The 19016-nt window shown below is 69.3% G+C and carries 12 protein-coding genes, 1 tRNA gene and 2 pseudogenes; 9 read left to right on the forward strand and 6 right to left on the reverse strand.

From position 1 onward, the window contains the following. Positions 1-3 precede the first annotated feature (3 nt). Both ACIRQ9_RS30475 and ACIRQ9_RS30480 read right to left on the reverse strand, forming a co-directional pair. Positions 4-177 (reverse strand): annotated as a pseudogene (locus ACIRQ9_RS30475) (Fe-S-binding domain-containing protein); the annotation flags it as partial. Next, positions 177-455 (reverse strand): annotated as a pseudogene (locus ACIRQ9_RS30480) (NAD(P)H-dependent oxidoreductase subunit E); the annotation flags it as partial. The pseudogenes ACIRQ9_RS30480 and ACIRQ9_RS30475, both read right to left, overlap by 1 nt. Before the next feature lie 201 nt (positions 456-656). Between ACIRQ9_RS30480 and ACIRQ9_RS30485 the strand changes: the two are divergent. The 4 genes from ACIRQ9_RS30485 to ACIRQ9_RS30500 all read left to right on the forward strand — a co-directional run bounded on the left by ACIRQ9_RS30485 (position 657) and on the right by ACIRQ9_RS30500 (position 4005). Further along, positions 657-1985 carry an OFA family MFS transporter gene (locus ACIRQ9_RS30485; protein ID WP_404180499.1) on the forward strand — a complete coding sequence of 443 codons (1329 nt, stop codon included), beginning with the start codon at positions 657-659 and terminating at the stop codon, positions 1983-1985. Beyond that, the gene (locus ACIRQ9_RS30490; RefSeq protein WP_351315073.1) at positions 1960-2094 is read left to right on the forward strand and encodes a hypothetical protein; all 135 of its coding nucleotides are present in this window, start codon (positions 1960-1962) and stop codon (positions 2092-2094) included. Before ACIRQ9_RS30485 ends, ACIRQ9_RS30490 begins: the two co-directional genes overlap by 26 nt. A 147-nt stretch (positions 2095-2241) precedes the next feature. After that, positions 2242-3189 carry a beta-ketoacyl-ACP synthase III gene (locus tag ACIRQ9_RS30495; protein ID WP_404180502.1) on the forward strand — a complete coding sequence of 316 codons (948 nt, stop codon included), beginning with the start codon at positions 2242-2244 and terminating at the stop codon, positions 3187-3189. 138 nt (positions 3190-3327) lie between these two features. Further along, complete coding sequence (locus ACIRQ9_RS30500) at positions 3328-4005, forward strand: GntR family transcriptional regulator (protein ID WP_404180505.1); 678 nt, start codon at positions 3328-3330, stop codon at positions 4003-4005. Between the two features lie 22 nt (positions 4006-4027). On the opposite strand, the gene ACIRQ9_RS30505 is transcribed toward ACIRQ9_RS30500, so the two are convergent. Then, positions 4028-4186, reverse strand: a complete 159-nt coding sequence (locus ACIRQ9_RS30505; RefSeq protein ID WP_404180508.1) for a VOC family protein — start codon at positions 4184-4186, stop codon at positions 4028-4030. Between the two features lie 396 nt (positions 4187-4582). Here ACIRQ9_RS30505 and ACIRQ9_RS30510 point away from each other — a divergent pair. Continuing rightward, positions 4583-4667, forward strand: a tRNA-Leu gene (locus ACIRQ9_RS30510). A 245-nt stretch (positions 4668-4912) separates the two neighbouring features. Here the strand turns inward: ACIRQ9_RS30510 and ACIRQ9_RS30515 are convergent. Both ACIRQ9_RS30515 and ACIRQ9_RS30520 read right to left on the reverse strand, forming a co-directional pair. Beyond that, the gene (locus ACIRQ9_RS30515) at positions 4913-8005 is read right to left on the reverse strand and encodes a hypothetical protein (protein ID WP_404180511.1); all 3093 of its coding nucleotides are present in this window, start codon (positions 8003-8005) and stop codon (positions 4913-4915) included. Next, positions 8002-9411, reverse strand: coding sequence for a hypothetical protein (locus ACIRQ9_RS30520; RefSeq protein WP_404180514.1), 1410 nt, complete (start codon positions 9409-9411; stop codon positions 8002-8004). The genes ACIRQ9_RS30515 and ACIRQ9_RS30520 overlap by 4 nt, the downstream gene beginning before the upstream one ends. A gap of 719 nt (positions 9412-10130) precedes the next feature. On the opposite strand from ACIRQ9_RS30520, the gene ACIRQ9_RS30525 reads away from it, so the two are divergent. Continuing rightward, positions 10131-11438, forward strand: coding sequence for a hypothetical protein (locus ACIRQ9_RS30525; protein ID WP_404180517.1), 1308 nt, complete (start codon positions 10131-10133; stop codon positions 11436-11438). Between the two features lie 235 nt (positions 11439-11673). Here the strand turns inward: ACIRQ9_RS30525 and ACIRQ9_RS30530 are convergent, their stop codons facing one another. After that, positions 11674-12294, reverse strand: coding sequence for a hypothetical protein (locus ACIRQ9_RS30530; RefSeq protein ID WP_404180519.1), 621 nt, complete (start codon positions 12292-12294; stop codon positions 11674-11676). A gap of 169 nt (positions 12295-12463) precedes the next feature. On the opposite strand from ACIRQ9_RS30530, the gene ACIRQ9_RS30535 reads away from it, so the two are divergent. The 3 genes from ACIRQ9_RS30535 (at position 12464) to ACIRQ9_RS30545 (ending at position 19012) form a co-directional block, all read left to right on the forward strand. Next, positions 12464-12913: a hypothetical protein gene (locus ACIRQ9_RS30535; protein ID WP_404180522.1), complete on the forward strand. Its 450-nt coding sequence runs from the start codon at positions 12464-12466 to the stop codon at positions 12911-12913. Positions 12914-13124: 211 nt separating this feature from the next. Beyond that, complete coding sequence (locus ACIRQ9_RS30540; protein WP_404180524.1) at positions 13125-16133, forward strand: tetratricopeptide repeat protein; 3009 nt, start codon at positions 13125-13127, stop codon at positions 16131-16133. Then, a complete protein-coding gene (locus ACIRQ9_RS30545; RefSeq protein WP_404180527.1) occupies positions 16130-19012 on the forward strand; it encodes a TIR domain-containing protein in 2883 nt (960 codons plus the stop codon). Before ACIRQ9_RS30540 ends, ACIRQ9_RS30545 begins: the two co-directional genes overlap by 4 nt. Positions 19013-19016 lie beyond the last annotated feature (4 nt).

The raw sequence follows: 19016 nt of genomic DNA on the forward strand, positions 1-19016 counted from the left end.
TGATCAGCCCCGGTTCTGTACGTGCTGGTGGCCGAAACGGCCCTTGATGCAGAGATTGCCGTGGGTCACCGGACTGTCGTGCGGCGAGGTGACCGTGACCATCTCATTGTCCTGCACATGGAGCGTGAGGGTGCAGCCCACACCGCAGTACGCGCACACCGTGGTCGTCTCCGTCTGCCGAGCCGCCGCTCGGTGCCGGCGAGCAGGTCTCGCGCCCCGGCCGCCGTGCACGCCAGGTCGGTGCAGACGTGCAGGACGGTCGCCGGGCGCGGCGTGAGGGAGAACGTCGCGTAGCAGGTGGCCACGACGTAGGCCTCGGCCGGCGGGACCGGCAGGCGGCGGCAGAGGTGGCCGAGGGCGCCCTCGCCGATCCAGCCGATCCGGTCGTTGATCGCATGCGGCCCCGGCAGCAACTGGTCCCGGCGGTCCCGCGCGGGGCGTCCGCCGCGCGCCCACACACTTCGATTCGTGGGATACCGCGGAGCTGGCCCGGCAGGGGCCGGAAGGCGGCGACGAAATATTGCCTACAGTATGGATTTGAGGCCGCGGCAGGGGTTCCGGCCATGACCGTTCGGCGCATTCTGGATACCGCTCATCGCATACGATCCGGTCGTCGGGTTCTCAACCACCTGACGCGCGCCTACCGTTCGGGACTCATGAGCAGCCCCCCTGTAGCACCGCCGGGCTGGAGCCGCTGGCTCGTCCCGCCCGCCGCCCTCGCCGTCCACCTCTCCATCGGCCAGGCCTACGCCTGGAGCGTCTTCAAGCCGCCGCTCGAATCCGCGCTGAACCTCAGCGGGACCCAGAGCGCGCTGCCCTTCCAGCTCGCGATCGTGATGCTCGGCCTGTCGGCCGCGTTCGGCGGCACGCTCGTCGAACGCAACGGGCCGCGCTGGGCCATGACGGTCGCCCTGATCTGCTTCTCCACCGGCTTCCTGATCTCCGCTCTCGGCGCCGAGACGAAGCAGTACTGGCTGATCGTCCTGGGCTACGGCTTCGTCGGCGGCATAGGCCTCGGCATCGGCTACATCTCGCCCGTCTCCACGCTGATCAAGTGGTTCCCGGACCGGCCCGGCATGGCCACCGGCATCGCCATCATGGGCTTCGGCGGCGGCGCGCTGATCGCCTCGCCCTGGTCCGCGCAGATGCTCTCGTCCTTCGGCGCCGACAACGACGGCATCGCCCTCGCCTTCCTCGTGCACGGACTGTCGTACGCCGTCTTCATGACGCTCGGCGTGCTGCTGATCCGCGTGCCGCGCAGCGAGAAGCCGGTCGCGGACGCGCCGAGCGCCTTCGAGGGCGTGCAGGTCTCGGCGAACACCGCGATCCGCACCCCGCAGTTCTGGTGCCTGTGGGTCGTGCTCTGCATGAACGTGACCGCGGGCATCGGCATCCTGGAGAAGGCCGCGCCGATGATCACGGACTTCTTCGCCGACAGCTCCACCCCGGTCACGGTGTCCGCGTCGGCCGGGTTCGTCGCCCTGCTGTCCGCCGCCAACATGGCCGGACGCATCGGCTGGTCGTCCACCTCCGACCTGATCGGCCGCAAGAACATCTACCGCGTCTACCTCGGTGCCGGCGCCCTGATGTACCTGCTCATCACCCTGTTCGGGGACTCCTCCAAGCCGCTGTTCATCCTGTGCGCGCTGGTGATCCTCTCCTTCTACGGCGGCGGCTTCGCCACCGTCCCCGCCTACCTGAAGGACCTCTTCGGCACCTATCAGGTCGGCGCTATCCACGGCCGGCTGCTGACCGCCTGGTCGCTGGCCGGTGTGCTCGGACCGCTGATCGTCAACTGGATCGCCGACCACCAGAAGAACGCCGGCAAGCACGGCGCCGACCTGTACACCCTGTCCTTCGGCATCATGATCGGCCTGCTCGTCGTCGGCTTCGTCGCCAACGAGCTGATCCGGCCCGTGAACGCCCGCCACCACATCCCCGCACCCAGGGAGGCCGTCGATGTCGAACGACAGCAGCCTGCATGAGCCCGACCGCCGCTGGCTGATCGCCGTCGCCTGGCTCTGGGTCGGCGCGCCCTTCGCCTACGGCGTGTACGAACTCGTACAGAAAGCGACACAGCTGTTCAACGGCTGAACCGGGAGAACGGCCGGGCGTCCGGGGGTCTGCAAGAAGCCGACAACTCGGCCGCCCGTTTCCTGTGGCCTTACGTGCCGTCGTACCCGTGAGTCACTGAACAGACTGGTGGGCCCACACCGAGGCAACGAGGGGGATCCACCACCCATGAACGGCTCGCGCATCGCCGCCGTCGGCCACTACCAGCCCGCCAGGGTGCTCACCAACCAGGACCTGGCGGGCATGGTCGACACCAGTGACGAGTGGATCCGCAGCCGGGTGGGCATCAGCACCCGGCACATCGCCGGCCCCGACGAACCCGTCGACGAACTGGCCGCGCACGCCGCCGCCAAGGCCCTCGCGTCGGCCGGCCTCACCCCCGCGGACATCGACCTGGTGCTGGTCGCCACCTCCACCGCGATCGACCGCTCCCCGAACATGGCCGCCCGGGTCGCCGCCCGGCTCGGCATCCCGCAGCCCGCCGCGATGGACGTCAACGTCGTGTGCGCCGGCTTCACCCACGCGCTCGCCACCGCCGACCACGCCGTCCGGGCCGGCGCCGCCACCCGCGCGCTCGTCATCGGCGCCGACAAGATGTCCGAGGTGACGGACTGGACCGACCGCACGACGTGCGTGCTGGTCGGCGACGGGGCCGGCGCCGCCGTGGTCGAGGCCTGCGGGCCCGGCGAGGAGCCCGGGATCGGCCCCGTGCTGTGGGGTTCCGTCCCCGAGATGGGCCACGCGGTACGCATCGAGGGCACCCCGCCGCGCTTCGCGCAGGAGGGACAGAGCGTCTACCGCTGGGCCACCACCCAGCTGCCGCCGATCGCCCGGCGCGCCTGCGAGAAGGCCGGCGTGGACCCGCTCGACCTCGCCGCCGTCGTCCTGCACCAGGCCAACCTGCGGATCATCGAGCCGCTCGCGGCGAAGATCGGCGCCGTCAACGCGGTGGTCGCCAGGGACGTCAGCGAGTCCGGCAACACCTCGGCCGCGAGCATCCCGCTGGCCCTGTCCAAACTGGTCGAGCGGGGACAGGTGTCCAGCGGCGACGCCGTCCTGCTGTTCGGCTTCGGCGGCAACCTGTCGTACGCGGGACAGGTCGTGCGCTGCCCCTGAGCGCGCGGCGGCGTGACGAGGCCGACTCCCGCTTCCCCCCCGGCAGATGGGCGCCGTGGACTGTAGACGAAAGACAATCGATACTGAGCCTCGCACGGAGTGTCCGCCCGTGACGGGTGTCTGCCGAAGGGGGACCCGATGGTGTCAGCCGGACTGCCGCAGGGCGCGGTGCCCAGGCTCGAACGTCCAGGACCGCTGCGCGACCGGGTCTACGAGGCACTGCTGGAACTCATCACCAGCCGTTCCCTCCAGCCGGGCCAGCACCTCGTGGAGAGCGAACTCGCCGGACATCTCGGGGTCTCCCGGCAGCCGGTGCGCGAGGCGCTGCAGCGGCTGAACACCGAGGGCTGGGTCGATCTGCGGCCCGCCCAGGGCGCGTTCGTCCACGAACCCACCGAGGACGAGGCCGACCAGCTCCTGACGGTCCGCACGCTGCTGGAGGCCGAGGCGGCGCGGCTGGCGGCGGCCCACGCGGACAGCGCGGGAGTCGCCGCGCTGGAGACCCTGTGCGCGCAGGGCGAGAGGGCCGTCGCCGCGGACGACGTGGACGGCGCGGTCGCCCTGAACGCCGCGTTCCACACCAAGGTCATGGACCTGGCCGGCAACACGGTCCTCGCCGAACTCGCCGCCCAGGTCGACCGCAGGGTCCGCTGGTACTACACGCCGGTGGCCCGCCGGCGCGGCCACCAGTCCTGGATCGAGCACCGCGAACTGATCGCCGCGATCACGGCCCGCGACGAACACCTCGCGACCCGCCTGATGCGCGAGCACACGGAACACACGCGCCGCTCCTACCACGAGCGCGCGACGCCCTGAACCCGTCCCGCGCGCACGGCAGTCACTCGTCGTCGCGGCACAGACAGAAGGGATGACCGGCGAGATCGAACAGGACGCGCACGCCGTCCCGCGGCCGATCCGGCGCGAGTACGGCTCCCAGGGCGACGACCTCGGCCACGGCCGCGTCCAGGTCGCCGACCTGGACGTCGAGACGCGTCATCGGGCGCTGCACACCGGGCGCTGCACACCGTCGACCGGCGGCCAGGGAGGCGGCCGCCTCGACCAGCACCGCGCCCGGCGCCACGTGAGACCGGCTTCGTCGGCGGCGAGCTGTTGGTGCGGGCCGTCACCCAGGGGCCGGCGGGGGAGCGGCTGTCCGGGAACTTCCCGGACCACCAGCTGATGCCGTGACGTCAGGTCCGGGCCGCCGCACGGTCCCGTGCGGCGGCCCGCGGTGACGGGCGCGGCCGGGCCGGTAGCGATCCGGGCACGGATGGTGAGCGGGATCCGACCTGCGCAAACGCCCCCGGAAACGCAGGTGAAGGGCACTCCGAAAGCTTGGTATTGTTGTCCATGCCGCCGCGGGGAACACCCCCGGTCAGGTGGCAGACACCTGGTCCGGGTGGCGGAATGGCAGACGCGCTAGCTTGAGGTGCTAGTGCCCTTTATCGGGCGTGGGGGTTCAAGTCCCCCCTCGGACACACATAGGGACGTTCACGAGATCGTCCCGAAGCGTTCACGAATTACCGGTCGAGTCATGTGACTTACCGGTATTTCGTCGTTTCTGGGGCCTCGAGCCTCGTGATCGGCTCGATGAGGGGGTGAGGCGGTGGCGGTCCAGGTACTGCGCCTCTCACCTGCGGAAACAAGACATGCCTGCGCGACGGCTGGTAGCCGTGGCGCAGGCATGTGGGGTTTTCAGGGGGTGGAGCGCGGCGGGGGTGTGTCACTCGCGTGGCGGAGGCTCGGCCTGCTCGGTCGGGAGTGGTCGCGCCTGCGGAGGATCGGAGTACGCACCGAGTCGGGTTGCGGTGCTCTGCGTGCCGGCTTTGCGGGGCTGGATGCCCTGGTCGCGGAGGAACCGTCGGATGGCTCTGAGGTTCGCCACGAAGATGATGACGGCATTGAGCAGGGTCTGTGCGACGCGTCCGTGCGGCAGGCGGAGCTGGGGATTGTCGATGCTGTCGAGGGCGGACTTCTTGAGGTTGCCGTTGCCGCCCTCGTTCTGACTGCGCAGTCCGGACCAGGCTTCCTGCCACAGAGGGGTGAACAGGGCGTATTTCTGCCGCCACTTGGCCAAGACGGTGCCCGGGACGGTGATGCTCTTCCCTCTGCAGATGTCTGGGTAGACAGGGGTGTCCCTCTTGGGCCTGGGAATGGTGGGCAGGGATGCCGGGGTACGGACAGTGGGGGCGTCGAGGTCGACGACGGTGGACGGGCGTGGCTGGGGTCGGCGGTAGCAGGTGACCGTGGCGTGCGGCCCGAGGGCGGGGCACTGTCGACGCTGATCCCCTGCGGGCCCGTATTCCTTGATCTTGGCCTGGTAGTCCTTCCGGGACTGGATCAGGTTGAGTGCGTGGGCGCGGTCTTCGTCCGTGCGGCTGTCGATGTATGTGGCGCCCGCAGTTACGAGCGGGGTGGGCATCAGCGGGCAGTAGAACTCGCCGCCGACCAGCTGCATGCCGCGGAACTCTCCCTGCCGGTCGACCTTGTCGTCGTTGTAGTGCTTCACCGCGTTGAGGCCGAGTTTGAGCAGCTGCAGATGCAGGTTGTGAGGCTTGGCCTGGGTGATGCCCCGGTCGGCGCAGAACAGGTCTTTGACCAGGCCTCGTTCGAAGGCTGGCTGGATGGCGCGCAGGGCGGCCGGGCCGGGTTCGGTGCCCGGGGTGTGGAGGATCATGCCGAGGCAGACCGCAGGGTAGGCGCCGGCGAGGTCGCCATGGCCATGGCCTGGGAACGCGGCCATCATGGCGAGTACGTCGTGCTCACCGCCGCCGGTGAAGGTGGCGTCCTGGACGAGCAGTGTCATCACCACCGCCGCTACCGCGTCCAGCCGTCGTCGGGTCTCGGGCGGCGCATCGTGGTCCGCCTCGCCCGCCAGGTCTTCGGAACGGAGTGCTTCGAGGACGCGGCTGAGTCCGTCGCGCCAGTTCTGGTCCTGCTCGTCCCAGACTCCGGCGGCCAGGAGCTGGACGTACAGGTTGGCCACGAGCAGCCGGACCGGAACCGGTGCTGCGGCTGAACCGTCAGGGCCCGTGAGCGCCGCGACCCAGCGCTGGGCCCAGGCGCGACAACGGGCACGCTGCTCTGGCGCGACGTACGGGGCGAGCGGCTCGCTCGTGGTGGGGAGGTCTACGTCCTCCGTCTCGTCCTCGTGCTCTTCGTCGTCCTCCTCCCGCATGCCAAGGGTGAGCGCCGACACGATCCACCGCGACGAGGGTGCCTGCGGCAGGTCGAGCGGCGAGGTGCCGAACGCCAGATCCGTCAACGGCGCCCCGATCATCCGGCGACAGTCGGCGAGGTAGGCGTCCCAGCGGTCGACGCCGCTCGATGTCACCGAGCCCGTTGTCGTGTGTCCCGCCGGGCTCACCCGGGGAGCGGACGTTCCGGCGGTGAGTTCGCGCAGGCGCAGCAGATCGGTTTCGAAACGGCGTGCGGCACGCTCGTCGGCGAACAGGGTCTGCGCCGTGTAGTCGTATCTCAGCCGGGGACCGCTGTCGGCGCTGTGGCGCCGTGCGCAGTGTATGGGGCTGTACACGAAGACGACGGCGGATTCGACGGTGGTGCCGTCAGCACGGGCGCACTTGGCGCGAACCGTCGCACCGGGAACCTCGGGCAGCGGGAAGGAGCAGGCGGCCGCCCCCGCCGGAATGGTTCCGGTCCGTGTCCAGGAACCCGGTGAACCGTCCGGAGACGTGCTGATCACCACGGGCAGGGGCTGGGGGTGCGCCAGAGAGACGTGCAGGCCTTCACTGTCCGTCTTCGCGCCCAGCAGGACGAGCGTGTGACCGGTGGACTGGAAGGGCCGGATGGTGCGGCCCGTCAGGCTCGCGAGTGAGGTGATGCGCCCCTGTTCGGGAAGCAGCGGCGCGGTGTCGGCGGCGAGTACGGCGAGCTCGCAGTTGCCGCCGTCCCGGGTGCTGGTGCACAGCGCGGCGCGGGTGAGATTCGGGCTCCCGGTGAGAGCGTATCGCCGGCCGCCGGCCTGCCACTCGACGAATTTGCCGTGCCGCATCCGTGTCTCCTCGAGGAAACGGATCTGCGCGTCGAAGCCGCCGAGTGCCCTCTTGATCGCTCCGGCGTCGTAGCTCGACCAGCGAGGCTGGAGCCCGAGGATGGTGCGACGGGGTGCCAGACGGCCGAGCAGCCCGCTGAGGGCATGACCGGCCTCGTCGACGAACGGGGCGTACGCGTGCAGTTCGTCGACAGGACCGAGCGGCAGTTGGTCCAGCAGACTCTCCTGGAGGTTGTGTAGAAGCCGGGCACCGGTTTCCGGTCCGGCCGGGGTGTTGACATGCCGCTCGGTCAGAAGGGCAGCCAGTTCCGCCAGATGACTCGCCGACCAAGGGGCCAGTTCCACGGCGGAGGGCAGTGCGTCCAACCAGTCGGCGAGGTCGGCCAGGAGCGCGTGGGAATCGTCGTCCTCGGTCTCCACCACCGTCCACAGCTCGTCGTTGGCACCCCAGCCGGACAGCGTCGGGTTCCCCGAACCCACTGCGAGCCGGCAGGCGTGTTCTCCGACCAGAAGGACGACCTTGGGGTGGAACGCACACTGGCAGGAGGCCAGGCCGTGCAGATAACTGCGGCCAGCCATACGCACATCGACCGGGTCGTACAGCCCTTGGGACGCATCACCGATCACCGCAGTGCGGGCACCCAGGCCACGGGCCACGGGTATGGCGACCTTCTCCAGGAAGGGGAGATCGACTGTGAAATCGAGGAAGAGTGCTTCGTGCAGCTCCTGCTGATCGCTGCGTTCGCTCCACTCCCTCAGCAGCGTGACGGGGGATGCGAACCGGGTGTGCTGTGCCGCGCTCATGGGTTCGTCTCCAGGATCCGCCGTCCCTCCGCGGTGACGGTGTGGCAGTTGTCGCGGACCGCGAGAAGCCCCAGCTGCGCTGCCAGGGAGCCCAGTTGGGGGATGCGGGTGCCGATGTCGGAGTCTCCTTCGTCACCGGTCTTGAAATAACGCTCGTTGCGAAGGTGTAGACGGGAGAAGATCTTCAGCCCGCCGGTCGCGGGGTCGGTGCGCAGCTTCGCGAGGGCGACTCTGCGGGACTGGGCGAGCATGTCGTCCACCAGCCGGGCGGCCAGGTCGCGGACCGGCCGGTCGGCGTAGTCGTCGACGAGGCCGTCGACCCACGTCGGGTCGAGGAACTCGGCCCAGCGCCGCTGACGGCCCAGGAAGACGGCCCGTACGTCGTCTGGCAGATGACCCTCTCGGGAGCGCAGGGCACCCACCATCAGGAGCAGCACATTGGTCATCAGGGCATCGGCACCCTGCCTCAGGAGTTGCCGTTCGACAGGCAACAACTGACCTGCCGCGTTCTTGAGCGGAGGCAGGTCATCCAGGACCCGCCGTACATTCGCATCCGGGGCCTGTTGCGCAAGCCAGCCGCGCAGTTCCTCGGCCGACCGGTCGGCCTCGCCGTCCTTGGAGCCGACACCGGCCACCAGTGCCGCCCACAGCCGACGCCAGGCGCCGACGGAGTAATGGCGCAGCAGCACTCCCCGCCAACCGGCCGTCTCGGGAATCGCCGCCAGAACCGGATCCGTTGTCGCCGCGCTACCGAAGGCCACCGCGGAGCGCAGCGTCTCCTGATACCCGTCGCCTTCATGACCGTGGAGATCGATCGCCCGGCCGAGGATACGGAGGGTCGCACGCCGAGTGCGGTCGGACGCCTCCCAGTCCCCCTGCGCGTGGGTTCCCCCACCGCGAGTTGCGGTCAGCACGTCCGTCAGCCATTCCCGCTCGGCCGGGCAAGGGACACCAAGAGCCGCCTGCCCCACTGGCTCCAGGTCGGCGAAGGGCACGACGTCCCGCTCTGCGAGAGACAGCAGAGGGGCGAAGAGCTCCTTGACCGCGCGAGGGCACGGGTGCCGGCCGGGTCTGAGCACTCCGTCCCGGACGTCCACGTTGCCGAGCACTGTGGCTGGTCCGCCGTACTGGTCCCAAAAGCCCCAGCGGCGGGGTGAGTACGACTGGCTCAGCTGCTCCTCGTCGGCGGCTCGCGCGAGTTCCAGTTCCTCTGTGCAGAAACGCCGCACCCGATCGACCCCGTGGGCAAGCCACGCGGGATCTGTCTCCGTGTGGTGCTGGAGCGCCGCCAGCAGAACCTCGCTGCGGCGGACCGCCCTGCGGCACGCGGTGGTGTCCCACGCGTTCCGTTCCGCGTGCGCCGCGATCGCAGCGTACAGCGAGTGGTAACGGATGTAGCGGGTCACCGTGGACACTCCGGGAACCAACCGGTCCACCGCCCGCATCGCCGGGCCCTCCACCGCCAGGGGATAGCGCCCGGACCGCACACCCAATCCCTCTAGTGCCCATGCCGGCCCACGGACATCCGCTGTCACTTGCCACCCCTTGTCGGCTGCCGGAGTGTTGCATCGGCAGGAGCTACCTGACCCTGCCTCAGAATAGATGTTGATTTCGGACGAGAGGCCAGTACGGTCGACTGGATTCGGGAAGTTGCCGGGACGCGCCCGATCTCGCCTCAAGGCCGTCCACGACTTGGCTTTCGGCAACGCCCGAGTCGAGTTCGGTGCTGACGCAGGCGATCGATTCACGAATCCCATGGGGCCGCGACGACAGACAGCGCAATAGCCGGCTTCGCCATGCCGTCTACATCCAGGACGGTTGCAAGTTCCCGGATCCCAGATGCCCTGCGGGAGCACTGTGGGGCAGGGCGACTCTGAGGCTGCTACGCGGCCGCCGGCGATCCGCGATCATTCGCATCGTGCGATTGTTGCGTGCCTAATGGGTCTCGTCGGCCTGCACCACGAGCCGCCGGTCCCGGCCAGATCATCGCAGGTGGGGGCGCCGTCCCTCCGTTGTGAGATCGTCAGTTCACCTGGAGACAGAGCCCGTAGCTGCATACACGAGGTTCATGCCGTTCTTGTCGGACCTCAGCCGTAGGCTGCTGCTGCAAAACAAGGGGGAGACGATGACTGACGATCGCAAGGCAGCCGTTCCGGTGTGGACGCTGGCGACTGGTGACGTCCGGGTGCCGGTATTGGCCGGAGGCGAGCCGATGACGGCTGAGCGCCTGGCTGAACTGCGCGGTGTGCTGGCCGCCCTGGCCGACACGCCGATCGCCACACTTGAGGTGCATCCGCTGCCCGCCAAGCTCGACCGCAGCCGAGGCATCCCGCTCGATGCCGCGAGTCCCCTGGCGCAGCACTTGTCACAGTTCATCACGCAATCGACGCGAACTTCCCTTACCGCGGCCAGGGCGACCGCTGCCGGTGAAAACCTGTATCGCATGGTGGTTCCGGCGAAGGTCGCCGCCCAGTTCGGTCAGGGCATCGTTCGCCCGATGGCGTCGAAGGCGGCGGCCGGTGGCATCCACAGTGCACTCATGAACTCGACGGGCATCGCCGCCAATGCGACGTTCGTGCCAGTCGGTAAAGCGGCGGCAGCCGGCGCGGTCGGCGGAGCCGGTGCGACAGCCGGAGTCGCGGCCGGCGGCAGCGCGGCGCTCACCGTGGCCGCGCCGCTCGTGCTCATGGCCGTAGCGGTGGGCGTGAGCGCGCATGCCGACTACAAGCGCCAGCAGGCTATCGAACACATCACAGAACTGCTGGAGCAGCTGCGCGAACAGAAGCTCGAAGATGAGCACAGCGAACTCGACGGCTGCCGCGATGCCATCGACAAAGCCACCGCCATTCTGTTTGACCAGGGCAAGCTCGGAGTCTCTCTGGGACTGGACTCGGCAGTGCACGCCATCAACACGGCGTTGGGTGCCGCTGACCGCCGCCTTGCCCGGTGGCAGAGCGCACTCGACAAGCTGCCCGAGGGCAAGTCCGTCGAGATCAGCACGCTGGCCAAGTCGTTCCCCGGAGTCGACGAGCATGGCGGTATGTTCCGCGCCCACCTCGAACTCGCTGCACTGGCCATTGCGCTGAAGAGGCGGGTCGTCATCCTGCAGGCTGTCGAGCATGCCCAGAACAACCCTGACAACTTGTTCGAGAACTTCACCCGCGAACTCAAGCGCGACCAGCAGCGCCTCGACGAACTGGAGTCGAGCCTTGCCGGTGTCCTGGAACGCTTGTCGGCGCTGGAGCTGGCAGGTCCGCAAGGTCTGCGGCCCGTCTTCACGACCGGTGAAGTCGATCGCCTGATGCGCGCGGCAAACCGGATTCGCAAGCTGGGCGACGGCGTCATGGTCAACAGCCGCACGACAGACGTGGCGATTGAGATTGCCCGCAACAAGGACGGCTCGGTGGTCGTGTTCCCTGCGCTGTCCGCGTAGGCGTAGGCGCGCTCGCACTCACGCGGTGCGTGGTGCGGGGTTGCCCGAAACCTCGAACGCGATGGTGGCCCTACGGCCACGCGGTCGACGTAGCTGAGGGTGATGCTGGCCTTTCGCGACCGGCCTAGCTTGGTCCAAGGTGAAATCTGGGTCCTCCAGCTCATGCAGCCTGTGCGAGCTGTGAGACGCAGAGCGTGCCTGCATGGAAGCTGCGAGCGGGGCGTTGCGGGGTGCGTCACTCGCGTGGCGGAGGCTCGATCGGGTCGGTCGCGACCGGTTGCCTCTGGGGTGGCTCGAGGGGCTCGCCGGCTCGGATCGCATTGCTCGGCGTGCCAGGCTTGCGGGGCCGGATGCCCCGGTCGCGACGGAACCGTTTGATGGCTCGAAGGTTCGCCACGAAGATGATCACTGCGTTGAGCAGGGTCTGCGCTACGCGTCCATGGGGCAGGCACAGCTGGGCGTTGTCGATGCTGTCGAAGGCGGACCTCTTGAGGTTGCCGTTGCCGCCTTCGTTCTGGCTGCGCAGTCCGGACCAGGCTTCCCGCCACTGCGGGGTGAGCAGGGGGTATGTCTGCCGCCACTTGGCATGTACGGCGCCGGGGACGGTGATGCTCTTCGCTGTGCAGATGTCGGGCTGGGTGCCGGTTTCCCGCTTGGGCTTGGTGATGGCGGGGAGGGCGGCCGGGGTGCGGACGGTGGGGGCGTCGAGGTCGACGACGGTGGAGGGGCGCGGTTGGGGCCGGCGGTAGCAGGTGACGGTGGCGTGCGGTCCGAGGGCCGGGCACTGCCGACGTTGATCGCCTGCGGGACCGTACTCCTTGATCTTGGTCTGGTAGCTCTTGCGGGACTGGATCAAAGCCGGAGTCCCGAAGCCACCGCTGCTGGGCTACCTCCCCGGCCGCCAGCATCGTCAGGTAGTCGTTGACCGGGACGGCGATACGGCCGATGCCGGTGACGCCCGAGACCCCCGAGACCGGGACGCACGGGTTCTGCGTCTGCTCGGGCGTTAGGACAACGTCGGTGACGTGGATGCCCGTCGCGAAGGCCGCCGCCACGTGCCCGGCCTCGTGCACGGCGGCACCCTGACGGTCCGTCTGCAGCTCAAGCCCAAGAACATGGTTCGCGGAGCACCAGCCGGCAGGGGTCGGGTGGAAGGAGTGGACGATACGGCCGTGCGACCCGACGCCGAAGTACCCGGTGTGCGACATGCTGGCCAGTGTCCCAGCCCCGTGGGGGCGTGTTTCGCCGTGATGCGGCAGGCCGACCCGGAGCTGTATGGCGCCCACTCAGATCCCGAAGCGAACTGCACCATCTGGAACCCGGCCGCGAACTGGCCCGCGGCGAAGCACACCACCGCGGCGGACAAGCATGCACTCTTCGCCGAGCTCGCGGCTCTTGAGGACGCTTTCGAGGGCCTTGCACTGAAGGTCTGCGCGGCTGTCTGGAGCATCGATGAGGCAGCGAACATTCGCTGAGTTCGCCTGGAAATGAAACCCTGCCCGAAGGTCTTCTGCCGCACGAGCTGGCCTGGGCGGAGTGAAAACACAAATCAAGGAACCCCTGCGCACAGTGGCTCGTTGGTCGCTGTGTCCATGGTGAAGTGCCGGAGTTGGCCGCAGTCGACATGTATCTAGCGGCGTCGGGTCGCCCGAGGGGTGTGCCCTATCGCGGATGGGGCGGTGTGTCATGGTCGTTGTGCGGCCCGACGATCATGATGTCTTCCTCTGCTACGCGTGGGAGGACAAGACCCAGGCGGACGCCCTGCACGCCGAGTTGACCGCGTTGGGCCTGAGGGTCTTCCAGGACCACGACGGTATGCGGGACTACGACTGCATTCCCGACCGCATTGACGCCGCGCTCCGTAGGAGCCATGTCCTTCTGGCCCTCTACTCGCCCGCCTTTCTGGCTAGCGAGTACTGTCGGCAGGAGGTGCACTTCGCGCTCCTGAGCTCCTATCACCTGCATCGCAGCCGGGCACGGGTTCTCGCCCTCACCCAGCACCTCGACATCGAGCACGTCCGGCCGGAAAGGCTGAAGCACTGGCGACTGCCGGCGCTCAACCAGTCGTTCGACCGCTCGGCCGCGTCCGTCGAGGCTCAGGTGCGTCGGCTCGGTGAGCAGGACCAGCGTCGACTGGGTGACGCGCCGAATCCGCCGCCACCGAGGTGGTACTCGGAGCCGATGCCGGACATCCCGGAGACGTACGGGCGGGAACTGGACCTGTGGCGGATCCACGACGCCTTTTTCCCGGACGACGCTCCACATCATGGCGGCCAGGTCGTGGCCGTCGCCGGCGTCGGTGGCCAGGGCAAGACGCAGCTCGTGCGGCACTACGCCCGGACCTTCGCCGCCGATTTTCCGGCGGGGGTGTTCTCGCTGAACGGGTTCGAGGGTCACGGGACGGGAGGGGGCGGTGACACGGCGGTGCGACGGGTAGTGGAGTCCCACCTGACGCGTGTTGCCGACCGACTGCCTGCCGGCGAAAGCAGGCCGCGCTCGGTGCCCTTAGAAGAGACCGTCCGCTGGTTCCACCACCACCTGGCCGAGCTGGGACCGTACCTGTGGATCGTGGACGACGTACCGGAGGGCATCAGCCGCGCCGGGTTCGACTCGCTGCTGGCTCCGACGAGCAATGGCCGTACTCTCCTGACGGCGGGGTACGAACTGGGCGGCTGGGTTCACCCCGACCGCCGGCTGGTGCTCCCGCCCCTGGAGCGTGGCGCGTCCGTGGCCCTGCTGACGAGCCAGTGGCCGGACGGCAGGCCCAGGCCGATGGCGCGCCGTCTGGAAGACCTGCGCGGTGAACGCCACCAGTACGCCGCCGTTCGCCGGACCGTGGACGCGCTCGGCGCGCATCCACTGGCCCTCGCTCTCGCGGCCGGGCTGAGCGGCTCAGCGGAGGCCACCGGGGTCGCCGACTTCACAGCCCTGGAGAAGCTGGTAACCGACCCCGACCGCGACGCGTTGGCCCTTGCCGAGCAGCTACGCCCCAAACTGCCCACCGATCACATCACTGGGGTCGCCGCCACCCTGTCGCGGAGCATCACCGCCCTCCCGGAGGAAGGCCTGGATGTACTGCTGCTGTCCAGTGTCCTCGGCGCGACGCCGCTTCCTGCGGCGCTGGTCTCCCTCGTTCTGGCCGAGGCCGACGGACTGTCCCGCGCGGAGGCGGACGACAGGGCTCAGAAAGGCCTCCGCCAGACCGAAGCGCGCTACCTCAGCCGGCGGTACGGCACGGAGACCAGTGATCTCGGCGCTGCGGCGGGGCTGTCGTGGAGTGTCCATCCGCTGGTCAATCAGGCTGTACGCCGGTCGGAACGCTCACCACACCGCCGTCAGGAACTGCGCCTGGCTGCCATCGCCGCCTTCACCCGCGAGATGGACGACGCCCGCGACAGCCAGCGGTATCCGCTCCTGTCCGGCCAGCTCTCCCATATCGAGCGACTGGCCGCAGACATGCTGGACATCGACGAGTGGCACCTCCTCAACGAGGCCGGACGGCTGCACGCCGAACTCGGCGACAGCCGGGCCGCACTGGACCTGTACGGAAGGCTCTATACACTATGCCGGTCCCGGCTGGGCGACGATCACTTCACCACGCTCGCCTTCCAACTCGGTCTGGGAGTCGCCCATGGTCTGCACGGAGACCATGGAACGGCCCGGACTCTGCTGGAGACGACGTACACAGCGCTCTGCCGACGGCTCGGTGCACAGCACCCCGACACTCTCATCGCGTGGAACAATCTCGCCGTGGTCTGCGGCGCCGCAGGTGACCACGAACACGCCAGGGGCATCTTCCGGTCGGTGCACGAGATCCGCGTCCGGCTGCTCGGACCGCAGCATCCCGACACTCTGGACGCCCTCACCAACTACGCCATCCACGTGGGCCGGTGCGGGGACCACGCCGAGGCGCATGAGCTCAAGACCGGCCTGTACCGGACGTTCCGCTCCCTGTACGGCGAAGACCATGCCCGTACCCTCGACGCGCTGAACAACCTGGCGGCCACGACACTGCGGCTGTCGGACCCCGTCGGCGCCCGGCGGATGCTGCGCATGGTGTACGAAACGCGGCGGCGCCTGCTCGGGCCGCTTCCGCACACCGCGGACGCGGCGGAGAACCTGGCCGGCGTCGTTGAGGATCCGGACCAGGCAGCCGATCTCCTCACCGAGGCCTACCGCATCCGGTTGCACACCCAAGGTCCGCCGCATCCCTCGACCCTGCGCACCCTGCACCACCTCCTCGCCGCGCTGCTCGAACGGGACGGCGAGCAAGCCCCTCCCCTTCAGCAGGGCCAACCCGGCACCGTCTTGACGAGGTATGCGACGACCGAGGTGGCCGAGACCCTTCCGGCCGGTCTGACGCCGGGACAGATCCGCCTCGACGACGAGCGCATGGACGAACGGATCGCGGTGCTGGAGGCGGCGATACGCGTCTACGACGTCCGGCTGGCCGCCCTGGGCCCGGACGACGTCGCGACGATGACCGCTGTCAGCCACCTGGCACACGCGCACGCGGCGCTGGACCAGTTCGACGGCCAGTACGAGGAGGCCTGGGTGCTCATCGACGACGCGACCACCGGCTTGGAACTGACCCTGGGAACAGGCGACGCCGTCACGGTCGCGGCCGACGAGGTACGCACCTGGATAGCCGGTCTCGGCTCCGGCCGGGACACGACCGAGGCGGGCAGCCGGTGAACGCGTACGACGTCTTCCTCTCCTTCGGCGGCCACGACAGGGCCAAGGCCGAGCGGATCGCCCAGGCACTGCGCAAGAGAGACCTGACCGTCTTCCTCGACGAGAACATCCGCACCGGCGAGGGCGTCACCGAGACCATCGAGCGGGCGCTGGCCTCGTCCCGGACCCTGCTCGTGTACTACTCGGCGGGTTACCCGAACCGGTATGCCTGCCAGTTCGAGCTGACGGCGGCGCTCCTGGCCGGGCAGCGGGAGGGCGACCCCACCGGCCGTGTGGTCGTGATCAACCCGGAGCCGGGCGAGGAGCACCTGTTCCCCGTGGAACTGGCGGACGCCTCGTTCGCCCGTGCCCCCAGATACGGCGACAAGGCCGCCCTCGACGACCTGGAAGCCGCGATCCGACGGCGCCTCGGCTCGGTGCGGGGCACCATCGGCGAGCCCCGGTTCACCGAGCGGCCACGCTGGATCGCCGACCGCGTGGCCGGCGCGCACGGCTTCGTCGGCCGATACCGCGAACAATGGCAGGTGCACTCGCAGCTTCGTCAGAGTGCCCACCCGATGGTCAGGCAAGTGACGGCAGGTCCCGCGGTGGCGCTGCTCGGCGTGGCCGGCGCCGGCAAGTCCGCCCTCGCCGCCGCATATGCCTGGCAATTCGGTGGGGCGTACCTGGGTGGAGTCCACTGGCTGGATCTGAGCGGCGCAACGGTGTCCGACGTGGCGAGCCGCTACACCCAGGAGTTGCGCCGGGCCGCCCGCACCCTTCGTCTCGGTCCCCGTGTGGAGCGGGCCGACGCGGCGGAGCTGAGCGCCGCCGTGTCCGATCACCTCTTCACCGCTGCTCGACCTGCCCTGTGGGTGGTCGACGATCTGCCGCCCGACCTGGATCCCAGGGAGGTTCAGCGTCTGCTGCTGCCCGCCGGTCCGCTCGTGCACACCGTCCTGATTAGCCGTCACGGGCCACTGGCCGAGTTCATGCCCGTCGTGGAACTGGGCGCGATGAGCGCCGAGGACGCCCAGGTTCTGCTGCGAGAAGACTGCCCGGTAGACAGTGAGGACGAGCGGCGGGCCCTCGGCGTCCTGGCCGAGCGGCTGGGCGGTCACCCTCTGAGCCTGCGTCTGGCCGGTCGTCAGCTGCGGAACCGTCAGGGGCTTTGCTCCGTCGGCGACCAGGTTCGCCGGCTCGTCGAGGATCCGACGGTCCTCGACCCCGCGATCGGTCTGGTCCGCACCGGTCTCGACCGGCTCACCGCGCAGCAGCGGCTGGTGCTCCAGCTCGCCACGATGGGCGCCGGCGCCCCTCTGCCCGCCGGGTTCATCGCCGATGTGGTGACTGCGCTGCACCTCCGCGAGGGTGACCTGGGCGACGCGCTGGCCGGCCTGCACGAGCTCATGCTGGCGACCCGGATAGAGGACCGCTGGGAGGTCCACGCCATTGTCCGGGAAGCCGCGCGGCGCTATCTGGACCCTGTCGTCCCCGACGCCGAACTCGCCCGGCTCGTCGGCGAGCAGCTGCTGGAGCAGGGCGGAGAACACGGCACGGAGTCCGACAGGCTCATGCCGTTCGCGGCCGCGCTCGCCCGCCATCCGCTCGTCGCCCAGGATGCCTGCTGCGCGCTGCACCGCATGCTGAGTGTCTTCCACCAGGACCGTGGCGAGCCGGTCGAAGCCGCCCGACACTGGGACCGGGCTCTCGCGTCCGGCGTCCCGGCGGTACCCGATCTGCTGCGGGGCGCCCGAGCCCACCTGGATGCGGGCCAGTACGAGCAGGCTGAGGAGTATGCCGCGCGCGCCCGGGAAGCCGCAGCGCCCGACGATCCGGGCGGGCTGTCCGCCGTAGGCCTGTTGGCCCAAGCCCTTGACGGGCTTGGCCGTTCCGAGGCGGCGGACCCCCACTGGGCGGCCGTGCGGGCGGCTTTTGCGTCATCGGACGATACCGGGCACACCGGCGCGGACCCGCCGGGGAGTGAACCGGGCCTCGGCCAGGCGCGGATCGAGTTGCGGCTGGGCTATCTGAAAAGCCGCAGGCTCCGTGGCGACATGCGCGTGGCCCTGGTCCATGCCGACGCACTCGTGAATCTCCTCGCCCACGAGTCGCCGGAACGCGCAGGGCACCACCTGCAGGCCGCACGGATCGAACTGGCCATCCTTCAGCTCTCCACGAACGCGCAGCGCGAGGCACGGCAGACGGCCGAGTCAGTCCAACGCTGGTACCACGAACATGGGTTGCCCGATCACATGAACGCCGTCACGGCACAAACCGTCCTCGCGCAGGCCTGGCTGACCCTGCATCTACTGGAACTCCACCCGGACCCGGCGAACTGGCGGGAGGCCGCAGAGACCCTGGGGCAGCAGCGAGAGCAGCTGCGTCGGAGCCACGGGCCGATGAACGACCGGACGCTGAGCACCGATGTGGAGTACGGCAACGCCCTCCTGTGCCTCGGTCGGCCCACGGCAGCCCGGAAACACCTGACGGAGACGATCTCGCGGCTCGACCGGCGGCACGGCGCGCGGCACCCGATGACCCTGCGGGCCCTGCTGCTGCTGGCCCGCTCACACGCACAGCTGGGTGAGTACGACACGGCGAAGGAGCTGAGTGGGCAGGCCTATACGGCTCTGCTGGCCACGCTTGGCCCCTGTCATCCGGACACCCTCCACGCCCAGTACGACCTCGGCGTGGCACTGGTGCTCACTGGATCACATCGCCCGGGGCTTCGCATGTTGTCGGCCGTGCGCCGTACCGCGCCGTCGACCATGGGCCGCAAGAACGACCTGTACGCGCAGAGCGTGGCGGCGACGGCCCTGGGGGTCCTGCCGGGTGCCGTATGGCGGATGGTCGACCGCATGACCAAAGGCCGACCCCGTACCGACGAAACCCCATAAACGC

It is taken from the genome of Streptomyces sp. NPDC101237 (assembly GCF_044767465.1).
GTDB classification, from domain to species: domain Bacteria; phylum Actinomycetota; class Actinomycetes; order Streptomycetales; family Streptomycetaceae; genus Streptomyces; species Streptomyces gramineus.

What these genes read in the sequence shown, in the direction of transcription:
- ACIRQ9_RS30485 (WP_404180499.1), top strand. Translation starts at nt 657, where the DNA reads ATGAGCAGCCCCCCTGTAGCACCGCCGGGCTGGAGCCGCTGGCTCGTC.
- ACIRQ9_RS30490 (WP_351315073.1), top strand. Translation starts at nt 1,960, where the DNA reads ATGTCGAACGACAGCAGCCTGCATGAGCCCGACCGCCGCTGGCTGATC.
- ACIRQ9_RS30495 (WP_404180502.1), top strand. Translation starts at nt 2,242, where the DNA reads ATGAACGGCTCGCGCATCGCCGCCGTCGGCCACTACCAGCCCGCCAGG.
- ACIRQ9_RS30500 (WP_404180505.1), top strand. Translation starts at nt 3,328, where the DNA reads ATGGTGTCAGCCGGACTGCCGCAGGGCGCGGTGCCCAGGCTCGAACGT.
- ACIRQ9_RS30505 (WP_404180508.1), bottom strand. Translation starts at nt 4,186, where the DNA reads ATGACGCGTCTCGACGTCCAGGTCGGCGACCTGGACGCGGCCGTGGCC.
- ACIRQ9_RS30515 (WP_404180511.1), bottom strand. Translation starts at nt 8,005, where the DNA reads ATGAGCGCGGCACAGCACACCCGGTTCGCATCCCCCGTCACGCTGCTG.
- ACIRQ9_RS30525 (WP_404180517.1), top strand. Translation starts at nt 10,131, where the DNA reads ATGACTGACGATCGCAAGGCAGCCGTTCCGGTGTGGACGCTGGCGACT.
- ACIRQ9_RS30540 (WP_404180524.1), top strand. Translation starts at nt 13,125, where the DNA reads ATGGTCGTTGTGCGGCCCGACGATCATGATGTCTTCCTCTGCTACGCG.